Source organism: Paenibacillus sp. FSL H3-0310 (assembly GCF_038002785.1).
Classification (GTDB): Bacteria; Bacillota; Bacilli; order Paenibacillales; family Paenibacillaceae; genus Paenibacillus_AQ; species Paenibacillus_AQ odorifer.
Window position 1 is genome coordinate 2,130,536 of the sequence record NZ_JBBODC010000001.1, and the last position, 11,741, is coordinate 2,142,276.

Annotated in this window: 11 protein-coding genes; 7 read left to right on the top strand and 4 right to left on the bottom strand. The window is 43.2% G+C overall.

Annotated features, from left to right (window positions below; all coding sequences use genetic code 11):
- The first annotated feature begins 24 nt into the window (after window positions 1-24).
- Both MHH63_RS09615 and ybaK read left to right on the top strand, forming a co-directional pair.
- Window positions 25-276 (top strand): YolD-like family protein, encoded by a 252-nt coding sequence (locus tag MHH63_RS09615; RefSeq protein ID WP_036688306.1) that lies wholly within the window; start codon window positions 25-27, stop codon window positions 274-276.
- Between the two features lie 100 nt (window positions 277-376).
- The gene (gene ybaK / locus MHH63_RS09620; RefSeq protein WP_341143226.1) at window positions 377-850 is read left to right on the top strand and encodes a Cys-tRNA(Pro) deacylase; all 474 of its coding nucleotides are present in this window, start codon (window positions 377-379) and stop codon (window positions 848-850) included.
- On the opposite strand, the gene MHH63_RS09625 is transcribed toward ybaK, so the two are convergent.
- The 3 genes from MHH63_RS09625 to MHH63_RS09635 form a co-directional block, all read right to left on the bottom strand.
- The gene (locus tag MHH63_RS09625) at window positions 839-1,591 is read right to left on the bottom strand and encodes a YdcF family protein (protein WP_076129828.1); all 753 of its coding nucleotides are present in this window, start codon (window positions 1,589-1,591) and stop codon (window positions 839-841) included. The two genes, ybaK and MHH63_RS09625, sit on opposite strands and share 12 nt — an antisense overlap.
- Before the next feature lie 61 nt (window positions 1,592-1,652).
- Window positions 1,653-2,888: an MFS transporter gene (locus MHH63_RS09630; protein ID WP_341171437.1), complete on the bottom strand. Its 1,236-nt coding sequence runs from the start codon at window positions 2,886-2,888 to the stop codon at window positions 1,653-1,655.
- A gap of 156 nt (window positions 2,889-3,044) precedes the next feature.
- Window positions 3,045-3,527, bottom strand: coding sequence for a MarR family transcriptional regulator (locus tag MHH63_RS09635; protein ID WP_076182515.1), 483 nt, complete (start codon window positions 3,525-3,527; stop codon window positions 3,045-3,047).
- A 279-nt stretch (window positions 3,528-3,806) separates the two neighbouring features.
- On the opposite strand from MHH63_RS09635, the gene MHH63_RS09640 reads away from it, so the two are divergent.
- From MHH63_RS09640 to MHH63_RS09660, 5 genes are all read left to right on the top strand, one after another.
- Complete coding sequence (locus tag MHH63_RS09640; protein WP_340033244.1) at window positions 3,807-5,408, top strand: response regulator; 1,602 nt, start codon at window positions 3,807-3,809, stop codon at window positions 5,406-5,408.
- Window positions 5,409-5,440: 32 nt separating this feature from the next.
- A complete protein-coding gene (locus MHH63_RS09645) occupies window positions 5,441-7,222 on the top strand; it encodes a cache domain-containing sensor histidine kinase (RefSeq protein WP_076182507.1) in 1,782 nt (593 codons plus the stop codon).
- Between the two features lie 202 nt (window positions 7,223-7,424).
- Window positions 7,425-8,774 (top strand): ABC transporter substrate-binding protein, encoded by a 1,350-nt coding sequence (locus MHH63_RS09650; protein ID WP_076190970.1) that lies wholly within the window; start codon window positions 7,425-7,427, stop codon window positions 8,772-8,774.
- 83 nt (window positions 8,775-8,857) lie between these two features.
- Window positions 8,858-9,796 carry a carbohydrate ABC transporter permease gene (locus MHH63_RS09655; protein ID WP_076307741.1) on the top strand — a complete coding sequence of 313 codons (939 nt, stop codon included), beginning with the start codon at window positions 8,858-8,860 and terminating at the stop codon, window positions 9,794-9,796.
- Window position 9,797: 1 nt separating this feature from the next.
- A complete protein-coding gene (locus tag MHH63_RS09660; protein WP_170914270.1) occupies window positions 9,798-10,634 on the top strand; it encodes a carbohydrate ABC transporter permease in 837 nt (278 codons plus the stop codon).
- A 78-nt stretch (window positions 10,635-10,712) separates the two neighbouring features.
- Here MHH63_RS09660 and MHH63_RS09665 read toward each other — a convergent pair whose 3' ends face one another.
- Complete coding sequence (locus MHH63_RS09665; RefSeq protein WP_248548810.1) at window positions 10,713-11,627, bottom strand: helix-turn-helix transcriptional regulator; 915 nt, start codon at window positions 11,625-11,627, stop codon at window positions 10,713-10,715.
- Window positions 11,628-11,741: the final 114 nt, after the last annotated feature.

Genomic DNA, 11,741 nt, shown 5'->3' on the forward strand with positions numbered 1-11,741 from the left:
GTAATAGCTTATTGGAGGATTAGTGTGGCAAAAGCAAAGGTGGCCAAGCGGCCCACAAGAGATGAATTTGTGCTTGAGGAGTTAGGTAATCAGTTAGTTGAAGCTAAGCAAGAAGGTTCTGAGATTTTATTGACCGTATGGGGAAAAGAAGAAGAGGTACGCGGCATGATCGTGGAAATGGATTCGCGAACCGGGAAAGTACACCTCAGTAACCATGAAGAAATCATAAAAGTTCCTTTTATGGATATCATGCAGGTTAATTATCCCAGAGATTAATGGGCACGGCAGCAACAGGAGGTCCTGAAAGCTATCATAGCTTTGGGGCCTCTTTGATCATAAAGGTAAGGAATAGAGGATATAGAAAGGGAGGTCAACAATGCAAGTAACCAAAACCAACGCGATGCGAATGCTGGATGCCAAAAAAATCGGCTATGAAGTGTTCGCCTATGACAATGAAGATGGACTAATCCATGGCACGGCTGTGGCTGAGAAGATTGGAAAGGCGGCAGAGACGGTTTTTAAAACGTTGGTCGCTCATAGCGGTGCAAATCTTTATGTATTTGTTATCCCAGTTGCCGAAGAGCTGGATCTCAAAAAGGCGGCCAAAGCCGCCGGAGAGAAAAAAATTGAGATGCTGCCAGTGAAGGATCTGCAGAAATGGACAGGGTATATCCGCGGTGGTTGTTCACCTGTTGGAATGAAAAAGCTGTACCCCACGTTCATTGACAGCAACGCAGAAGGGCTGGAAACGATGGCTGTCAGCGCTGGGAAGATTGGCCAGCAAATGGATGTAGCCCCACAGTTACTCGCTGAGGTTGTACATGCGAAATTTACAGAACTAATCAAATAGCCGAGCAGCAAGCTGGCCTAAATATTCCTTCAATGCTAACCCTGTTGTGGAGATCGCTCCTGGGGATGGACTGAACTTGGCGGGCTGCAGTGCAATATCAGCGCTGGCGATATAATCCGTAGGATAGGCTTGCGCTGTTAGCCCTGCATTCTTAAAGTGCAACATCGCTCGGGACATATGAAAACCTGAAGTAACTAGTATAGGTTTTATAAGTCCGGTTTGTTGCAGGATGGCTGCGGTATTTACAGCGTTTTGCTCCGTGTTGAGGGATTGATTTTCGATCAGGATGTCCTCTTCGGGTATGCCGAGACCCAGTAGTTGTCTTTGCGCGATATCCGCTTCATTACCACTGTCGGAGAATACTTGTCCGCCAGAAAATAAGATTGGCAGACCTGTCTGCCGATGGAGGCGAACAGCAGTAAGCAGGCGATTTGCCGCTGATCCGTATAAATTGCCCTCGCCGTCTATATCCGGTGTGCCAGAGCTGGCGCCCCCGCCGAGTACGACGATGACATCTCCTTGCAAAGTTTCCGGCTGCGGATATTTCCGTTCTAGACTGCCGATCAGCGCATCGCTGACTAAGGGTGTCATGGAGAAATACATTAATAGTGTAACCCCGAGTAGAACTAGTGCTGGCCGGCGGTTTTTTTTCCATAACCAAATGACTAAACCTAGCAGAAGCACGATAAACAGGCCGGGAGGAAGCACAAAGCTGTATACAAATTTGATGATGTAAATCAACAGTATCAACCGCCTTCTAAAAATATAAGTTCAGGTTGTATTGTAACATGAGATTGCAAGATTACATATTTACATGCGCATCCTTATACAAAACGGATATTGCCGCAGCTATCAGGATCATCCCCATAAAAGCGGGTGCAGCATGGCCAAGTGATACATATATTTGCCCTCCAATGACAGGCCCGATCATTCTTGCTAAAGCCTGAATAGATTGGCTACCTCCTTGAATCCTCCCTTGTTCACTAGAATCGACAGACTTGGAAAGCATCCCATTGAATGAAGGCCCAAAGATCGAATCCCCAAAACCAAATATAAACATTCCAGCGATAAAAAGCGGATAGTATGAGAACAAAGCAGATAGTGCAATAAGGCTGTAGCCTATAATCTCCGAAACCATTCCAAGAATTGCGATCTGTTTATCCCTAAATTTCAGCAAAAGCTTAGGCATGATGAAACCCTGTGAAATGATGTCTTGGAAGCCCATAATTGAAAACATCAGTCCGATTAGTGCAGGCTTCCAGCTGAAAGTATCCATTGTGAATTGTGAAAAAACAGCCTGTAAAGATCCGTTGGGTATCCAGAGTAAGAATGCTGAGACCAGTAGCCTTTTTAAGTTTTTTATGGACAATATGCTTGCAAGCTGTGTAAATGGATTCAGTCTTACCAAGGTAATTTCTTTTAGTCTATTGTTCTTGTCAAGGCTCTCAGGCATAAAAAAGAATCCGTAAACAACATTTAATAAGGTTATTATTGCTCCGAAATACATAGGTACAGAATAACCAAACTTGGCAAGTAAACCGCCTAGCGTTGGACCAATGACGGTGCCTACACCAACAACCGCACTCACCCAGCCAAAGTATTTGGTTCTCTGTTCTGGTGGAATGATGTCAGCAAAATAGGCGAAGATAGTACCTATGCTTCCGCCGGTTATACCTTCTATTAAATGTCCAACAAAGAGAACCCATAACGCTCCTCCTATCCCAAAAACTAAGTATCCAATCGCGGAACCCAAAAGGCATACCAAAAGTAATGGACGACGCCCATATTTGTCACTCAAAGCTCCAAGTGCAGGGGCTGCAAAAAATACGCAGACTGCATAAACAGAGGTTAGCAGCGTGACAACTATTGCCTGTTCTCCCGGATTGCTTATATAAGGCTGCACTAAAAATGGGACAACGGGCATGATGATACTGAAGCCTATTCCGCACAGAAACACAGAGATCAAACCGAAGATTAGAGCGTGTTTATCTACGGTTTGCTCTGTGTTCTGTTCATTATGTGATCTGAATTTGAACATTAAATTCTCTCCTCAAAAGTTGATGTTTTGATTCCTTGGAAACAAATCTGGTACATCACCATTTTTATCACTGTTTTGTTTCCGTGTCAACAAAATAATGACCATAAAAATGCAGCCTTTCTCATAAGAGCCCGGCTGCATGGAGTTTCATTTTCATTATTCGAATTTATTCGGATTAAAATCTATACCCTGTTTCTTTATTTCTGCATCCAAATGCCTACTATACTTTTCTACGAAGCTAAGCATACTGTCAAATTGCTCCTCAGTTACCTGCTCAAATACGGCTTTATCCCGCTCTTGGAACTCTTTGTGCAGGTCCTCATGGATTTTATAAATTACTTTCCCTTGCTCAGTAAGCCTAAAATAGATTTCTTTTTTGTTATCCGATTTTTGGTAGCTTTCGATGAGGCCCTTTTGGATGAGCTTCTTAGTTAATTTACTTATGGCACCGCGAGTCATATAAAAGGACTCTGCAAGTTTTGTGACGTTGGAATCTGCATTTTTTTCAATGTATTCGATGCAATGCACTTCAGAAGGTTTATAACCCTTAAGACTGTCTTCCATCTTATCCTTATTAAGCCAAACCATCTTGTTATATACGTCCCTGAAACCCATCATGACCTGATCTTCTTTGTTCATGGCCTGTCCTCCCAGCGCTCTTACATTAACAAATTATATTGATTTTTTGTTTCTATTTCAACAATATTAAAGTTGAGGATAGTTTGTTTTATTGAACTTTAGATAAAAATAACAGGTGAGTAGTAACAAGCGTAGATATAATATTCTTAAGAAACTGCGGTTTCTTCTTAAGAAAGTTCATCCGCTTGAAGCTGCACCAAAGATTGTTTGTCTGTTATCATAAGATTAAGATGATTGGACAGCTGTGGGATGATTTCTCTAAGGTAGGAGGACTGCATAATGAAGAGTATTCGGGTACTGCTCGCAGATGATGAACCGGTGATTTTGCGAGGCCTAAAAAAACTGATTTCATGGGAGAAGCTTGGACTCACCATTGTAGGAGAGGCCAGTGATGGAATTGAGCTGAAACAACAGATCGAGGATTGTGATCCTGATCTGATTATTAGTGATATAAGTATGCCAGGATATACAGGGATTGATATCATCCGCGAAATTCATGAAGCTGGCAGAGCGGTGAAGGTTATTTTTATAAGCGCTTATCAGGAGTTTACGTATGCCCGTCAAGCACTGCAATATGGTGCGCTGGATTATTTGGTGAAGCCCGTGAACAAAAATCAGCTGGAACAGGTTGTGAGCAAAGCCGTCTCCCTTATTCGTCAAGAAACAGAAGGCGAGCGCAACAAAGAGAAGCTGAACCATTATGAACAGAGAAACCGCAGATTAACGATCGAAGAATTGCTCGACAAGCTGACGGACGGCAATAAGGGAACAGCAGACACCTTGCTTGATATGGGGATTATTGCGCTAAGTCGCTACGTCAGTATTTGTTTGGTAGAGACGGACGAGTCGTCGGGGCAGCCTTCCAGATGGGAAGAACGCGAACGTAAGCTAATTGATTTTGCACTGTCTAACATTATTAAAGAAACCGTGGAGCAAAGCGATAATAGCTATATGTTCCGTAAAGGGGAACGTTTTTGTATCCTGCTCCAGCATGAATATGCTGAGGAACCAGCGAGAATTGCCTTAGACCTCCATGACAAAATTACAAGTTTTCTGAAATTAAAGGTGACTCTTGGGGTAGGCAATCCTGTTGACGGTATGGATGATGCTGATGAATCTTATCGCCAAGCTTTGAAAGCGCTAAATTATAAATATTTTACAGGGCCTAATCGTGTGATTCCTGTTAAAGAGAGCAGGTATGAGAGTGAAACATTGATTCAAGCTCCGCTGCATGAAATCCAGTCCGCCCTTGGGATTGCCATGAAATTACAACACAAAGAACAAATTGAGCAAGAGTGCCTGCGATTATTTCAGACGATCCGGCAGACGGCAGGCGGGAATAGAAACCAAGCCGTTTCTACCGTATACAATACATTCTTGCAGCTTGAACAGGAGCTTATTCAATTCGGTGTGGAGGCAGGTCCATCACTTCAGGATACAAATCCGATTCTTGAACGATTGGCTAATTATTCTACCTTCCAAGAGGTGGAGGAAGATTTTCGTGTGCTTTTGAGCAAAATGTCCGGGCAAATTGGCAGTCGCATGGGCAGTAAGGAACTGAAGCAGCTATCCCAGGTGAAGGCTTATATTGAGGAGCATTATCCAGAAAATATTACACTGGAATCTATGGCAGGGATGATGTTTATGAATTCCTATTATTTCAGCAGCTTTTTCAAAAAACATACCGGACAGAACTTTAAGAATTATGTCACTGAGGTGAGGATGAATCATGCCCTTCGTTTATTGCTGCAAAGCGATATGATGGTTTATGAGATTGCCGATAGTGTAGGCTACAACAATGCCCGGCATTTTAGCGATATGTTTAAGAAGAAATATGGCAAGCTGCCACAAGAATATAAGCAATCCTTCAAAAGCCAATAGTCAGATGGATAGCAAAGGGGATGCCTTCATTCATGTTTATCTGGGGCCGAAGATCCAAAAGTATATTTGTTAAATTCTCCGCTTCCTTTTTATTAGTCGGCCTAATTCCGCTTTTTGCACTTAGCTACATTTCTGTGCAGACGTTTTCCGGATATGTCGAGCGTTACACAACAAGCAATTTGCAGCAAATGGTGCTATATATGAGCTATAACCTGAATTCAGCCTTTAATCAGTACAATGAGGTCTCTAAGCTGATGTATACGGGACGATATGAAGGTTTTATCGAGAGTTATTCGCAGAATCAAACCTATAATGTAAATGAGCTGGAGCAGATCAATACGATTCCTATTGAAACCTTTCTAAAAACAGTTCTCTACAGTGATTCCTACATCACCAGTGTTTATTTTCATAGGGAGTCAGACGATAAGCTCTACTATCAGGAAAAAGAAAACAGAGGGGTCAATTTTGATTTGCTGCCTTATCAAGAGTGGTTAACTAAAATGGCTCCAAATCCTTCACAAGTGGCAATTTTCCCTACCCATTCCGAAGAATATTATACAGGTTCAAAGCGCAGTGTGTTCACCATCGGCCGTACTTTAATTGATATTTCCGGGCGTGTCACCAAAGATCCCAAGATAGTTGGGACCTTGTTTATGGATGTGGATGTTTCGTTATTTAATCAGTTCTTCAGAGAATTAAATCTGGGGGGACAGGATGAATTATTTCTGCTGGATGGCGACGGAAATGTATATTTCACGAATGAGACAAGGTCAGCGAATGGAGAGGCTTTTCGGGCTAAAAAGGACGAGGAGATGATCGTTCTCAGTGAAGAGATTCCTTTTCTTAAAGGCACGGTGACTGCCAGAATTCATCGAGCAAATTTATTCGATCAGCTTTTTTCAGCCCGTACGACGGTGTTTATAGCGATGTTTATTTGTGCGATTGCAATGATCATCATGGGCGTCTGGTTCTCTAGGCGGCTGGCTGCTCCGATTCGGAACTTAATTAAGCAAATGGCTATCGTAGAATCCGGTAATTTGGATACCCAGATGGTCGTGAACAGCAATGATGAAATGGGTAGACTTAGCCATGGTTTTAACCGAATGGTCGAGCGTTTACAAGCCTATATCGATGAAGCTTACGTTGCCCAGATCAAGCAGAAGCAAACGGAGTTAAATGCTCTGAAGAGTCAGATTCGTCCGCATTATTTATACAACACCCTGGAAGTCATTCGAATGAATGCGGTGGATAAAGATAATGATGAGGTCGCAGATATGATTTTATCACTCTCTAACCAGTTGAAATATGTAATCGACTATGGAGAGGACAGGGTAAGCATACGACAGGAGCTGGAGCATCTACGGGATTATTTCTATATTATCTCTGTGCGGTATGAGAATAAATTTGAGCTTGTAGTCGATCTCTCACCCGAAGTGGATCTGAACTGGTACATTCTGAAATTGTCACTTCAGCCGATAGTTGAAAATGCTATCCAGCATGGCTTACGCAGTCAAGGCAGAGGGACAGTTGGATTGACGATCGAAAAGAAAGATGAAATGCTGTTGGTTACGATCTATGATGATGGAATCGGTATGAGCAAGGAAAAGGTACAGCAGTTGGCTGAAACCTTGGAAGAGCCTAGTTCGCCTAGCAAAAATGTTGGACTAAAAAATGTACATGAACGAATTCGTACAGTGTACGGTGCAGAATACGGGGTATCTATCAGCAGCCGGGAGCATATTGGGACATCAATTCTATTGTTGCTTCCGATTGTAGAGGATCCGTATAAAATCTCGGATTCGGAGAATGCGTAAAGGATAGACGATGAACGGAAGACTGCGGTCTTTCGTTCTTTTTTTACTTATTCTTAAATTCACCGCATATCCCGCTTAAAAAAGTTCATTCTAACTATTTATAAGGAATGCTATTCTATTAGCAACGGAAACGCTTTCGAGAGATGATGCGCACATCTTGCTTCAGTTTCCACGGTTCACTAAAAGGGGAGGCTATTATGATATGTACAAAAAAACAATGATGAAACTATCCGTATTGTTACTTGCCACAACAACAGTTTTGACTGCTTGCGGTGGAAATAATAATAATGCAGGAAGTAAGGCAACTAATACGCCAGCATCCGAGACGCCTTCAAATACACCGCAAGAGACCAAAAAAGAGGTTAGCTTTACGATAGGTTACGCCTCCGGAGATCCGGCCACCAAAAAAGCTATCTCAGATACGGTCAAAAAGTTTACTGCAGCTAATCCGAATGTCACTATTAAAGATTTGAGCGAAACTTCATCCGCTGCCTATCTTGACTGGCTGAAAACCAAGGATGCTGTGGGTGAATTCCCGGACCTGGTGGAAATGCGGGATACAGAAGTTTTTGCCGATGCGGGTAAGATTGTAGAGCTGCCTTCCGATCTGCTAGATTTGTTCGAAGCCCCTCCACAAGTGGATGGTAAGGTGTGGAACGCACCGCTGCAAGTGAACGCTCCCCAAGGGATTATCTACAGCAAAAAAGCATATGCGGATGCAGGGATCACCGAGCTTCCAAAAACCTATGACGAATTCATCGCCATCCAAGAAAAATTGAAAACATCAGGCATTACTCCGATTGTAGTAGGCGGAAAAGATATTTTCCATATGGGCTTTTGGGTTAACAAATTCCTGATTGATGAGGTCTACTCGAAAGATGCAGATTGGAACTCCAAACGTACCGCTAAAACGGTCAGCTTCACGGATGCTAATGTAGTTCAAGGCATAACGGACTTCAAAGAATTGTTCAAGAATTATGTAGATAAAGGTTGGCTCAGCACGGGCGACAATCAGACCGCTTCGATTCTTGTTTCTGGCAAAGCAGCACAATTGTACTCCGGTACGTGGATGTTTACACAAATCGCTGAAGCAGACCCGAACTTTGAATTTGGCTTCTATGCTCTTCCTGACCGTGAAGGGAAAATCAATGTCATAGGTCTTCCGTCACCTGCAGGCTGGTCTTTATCGGCTGAAGCCGCTAAGGATGCAGACAAAACAGAAGCCATCAAAGACTTTATCCGTTTCTTCTTCGCCCCAGAACAGTATTCGAACTATTTAGCAACGATAAATGCGATTCCTTCAACAAAAGAGAAAGTAACCTATGACACAAGTGAACAAATGCAGGTGGCTTTGGATCTTATTGCTGACCCGAATGTAGTGAAATCGTTGGCGATCAATAACTGGTGGGGAGACAATCTAATCCCTCCACAATTCCGTAACTGGTACTACAAGCTGTTGCAGGATCTCGTGGTAAAAGATGGAGATGTAGCGAAGTACATGAAAGATGCGGATACAGAGTATGACAACCAAGTGAAAGCTAATCAGATGTAAGAGCAGCGCCTGAACGAGCAACCTCTGCTGCTGCAGAGGTTCTCTTTTTAACAAGCGCGGTCTTTAAGGGAGGGAGAGTAGCCATGGCTACATCCGCAGTAAATGCTGACAAGTCATTGATAGGCACTGTGCAGCACAAAAAGAAAAAGAAAAAATGGCAGTCCTACGCTCTGTTGTTTATATTACCATCATTTATTTTGTACACCTTGTTCGTTATCGTCCCTACGGTAGGCAGTGTCTATTTAAGCTTCACCTCATGGGATGGCATTAGCGACAACGTAAGGTATATCGGCTTCGCTAACTTTGTGGAAATTTGGAATAGTCCAAGGGTGCATAACGCACTGAAAAATACGATGATCATGACCATTTCACTTGTTGTTCTAGAAAATATTGCAGCAATTGCAATGGCTATGATGGTCGATAAGGTACGCTGGTTCCGGAATTTATTCAGAAGTGTATTTTATTTCCCTACGTTGCTTAGTGGGATCGTAATGGGTTTCGTCTGGGCGATGATCCTGAATTACAACTTTGGTGTATTTAATCAGATTCTGGAGTCTGTTGGGCTTGGAGCCTGGATTGTGGATTGGTTGGGCAATCCTAAGTATGCGATGCTGTCGATTATTTTGTCTACCGTTTGGAAAGGCGCGGGGTATTATATGATCATTTATCTCGCTGGATTGCAAGGTATTCCGCAGGAATTGAATGAGGCGGCCAGTATTGATGGAGCAGGGGGCTGGCAACAGTTCCGGCATATTACCTTTCCGCTGCTTGCGGGGTCAATGACTGTATGTATGGTATTATCGATGATCAGCGCCTTGAAGATTTTTGATCAGATTGCCGTCATGACTGATGGTGGTCCGGGCTTTGAGACGGAGACATTAACTTATATTATTTATAAGGTTGGGTTTGGTGAATTAAGACAAGGTTTTGGTACTGCGCTGGCGATGGTCTTGTTCTTAATCATACTTATCATTACAGTCTTCCAAGTGAAGGTTCTCCAGAAGCGGGAGGTGCAGCTCTAAGATGACGATGCAGACACGCAAAAGAGTTGGGCAAATCGCACTTTTCATTGTTACATTATTAGTGGCTATTATCTTTTTCTTTCCTATTTTCTTTAATTTAATGTCAGCCTTCAAGAGTAATGCAGAGATTATGAAGGATGCCATTGCTTTTCCGAAAACCCTTTATCTGGACAGCTTTAAATATCTGTTAACCGAAACAGAGTTTCCACGGGCTATTCTGAATAGTCTGATTTTGACAGCAGTTTCTATTGCGGCACAGGTCTTAATTATTCCGATGGCGGGTTACGCAATTGAACGCAGAAATGCCAGATGGACCCGGTTCATGTTCGTTTACTTTTTAGCAGGAATGATGATCCCTTTTCAAGCGTATATGATTCCTCTGTTTAAAGAGCTTAGAATGCTGGGGTTATACGGCAGCCTTGCCGGTCCAATTCTAATTTATGTAGCCGGTGCGGTGGGCTTTGGGTGCCTGCTGTATACAAGCTTTGTCAAAGGCATTCCTAGAGAAATTGAAGAAGCGGCAGAGATCGACGGATGTTCTCGTTATGCGATATTCTGGAAAATTGTTTTCCCGCTGCTAGGACCCGTCACAGCCAGTATGGTGGTCTTAAACGGACTTGGAATCTGGAATGATTTCCTGATGCCGATGCTGGTATTGCCTTCAGGACAGGCTAAAACTATGGTCGTGGAAATTTACCGTTATATCGGAGAATTCTCCTCACGTTGGGATATGATTTTTGCAGGAACAGCAATGTCAGTTGTGCCTGTGCTGATTGTGTTTATCGCCTTGCAGAAGTATTTTGTTAAGGGGATTGCGTCTGGTGCAACGAAGGGTTAATTCATAAAAAGGGATATATCCTGTAACCACTTAGTGGGCTGCGGGGTACATCCCTTTTTTTTGTATGCGAAACAATCACTAAAGCGTATTTGGATTCGCGGTTAAACGGCGGTAGCCCATTGGCGGGAGACCTGTCCAGCGTTTGAATTGCTTGCTGAAATGGGACACATCCCGGTATCCTAGCCGGTGGGCGACCGATTCGACAGATAGACTATTATCCATTAGCAGCAGTTTGGCGTGACGAATGATCAAGCGGGATAAATATTGTCTTGGCGACATGCCATAAATTTGGTGGAAAACACGATTGCAGTGAGTTGTACTGTATCCGAGTTTTGCCGCAATGTGCTCAATACCGCCGCCTCTTTCGCCTGTGCTTGCAGCGGAGGAGACAGATGCTTGCAGCAATCCTTCGATGGCGTTAGCTAAGGCGACGGTATTTTCCGTAGCTTCTGTATCTGCCAGGCGGGGCATCTCCGAAAGTACCCAGCCGCTGAGTGCGGTTAGAAGTTGCAGCGAAGCATGCAATGTAATCAGGCGATTTCTGTGAGTGTCCTTTGACTCTGACAGGATGGAAGAATTTATGATGACATCTAGAGCGGAACGAATGGCTCGCAGCTCCGGGGTATTCCCACTTAGACTAACAGCGTCTGCTGTTAGTAAAGCTCGCCGTAAAATCAGATCATCAATATCAAAATGCAGGCAGTAATAAGTCATGTCACGACTAGCATTCGAACCGAGGCTGCTATGTTCTACACCGGGACGAATGAACAAAATATCACCGCTTTGCTGGATAAAAGATTTATTGCCGACCGTCATATGTTGCTCACCCTGCAGTACAACGTTAATCTCAAACATAGGATGAGTGTGTACGGGATATTGCCAATCCGGATTTACTTTTCTCCAATGCGCGGCGAAGATATGGAAAGCCGCTTGGATGTCTGGAGACATCTGGCCATCAATAGAATTATGAAAAGCGGGATCATTCGAGATCATTTCAATCCTCTTTTACTGTAAAGTTTGGCTTCATTATAACATAGGTTTTTATCGATGTTTGATTTGCCCAAATAAAAGAAGGCTTTAACCCTGTTGTACTTCCGGAAAGATCGA

Excerpts from the sequence above, each read along its gene's own strand:
- ybaK (WP_341143226.1), top strand. The coding sequence starts at position 377 with ATGCAAGTAACCAAAACCAACGCGATGCGAATGCTGGATGCCAAAAAA.
- MHH63_RS09635 (WP_076182515.1), bottom strand. The coding sequence starts at position 3,527 with ATGAACAAAGAAGATCAGGTCATGATGGGTTTCAGGGACGTATATAAC.
- MHH63_RS09645 (WP_076182507.1), top strand. The coding sequence starts at position 5,441 with ATGTTTATCTGGGGCCGAAGATCCAAAAGTATATTTGTTAAATTCTCC.
- MHH63_RS09650 (WP_076190970.1), top strand. The coding sequence starts at position 7,425 with ATGTACAAAAAAACAATGATGAAACTATCCGTATTGTTACTTGCCACA.
- MHH63_RS09655 (WP_076307741.1), top strand. The coding sequence starts at position 8,858 with ATGGCTACATCCGCAGTAAATGCTGACAAGTCATTGATAGGCACTGTG.
- MHH63_RS09665 (WP_248548810.1), bottom strand. The coding sequence starts at position 11,627 with ATGATCTCGAATGATCCCGCTTTTCATAATTCTATTGATGGCCAGATG.
- MHH63_RS09630 (WP_341171437.1), bottom strand. The coding sequence starts at position 2,888 with ATGTTCAAATTCAGATCACATAATGAACAGAACACAGAGCAAACCGTA.
- MHH63_RS09640 (WP_340033244.1), top strand. The coding sequence starts at position 3,807 with ATGAAGAGTATTCGGGTACTGCTCGCAGATGATGAACCGGTGATTTTG.
- MHH63_RS09660 (WP_170914270.1), top strand. The coding sequence starts at position 9,798 with ATGACGATGCAGACACGCAAAAGAGTTGGGCAAATCGCACTTTTCATT.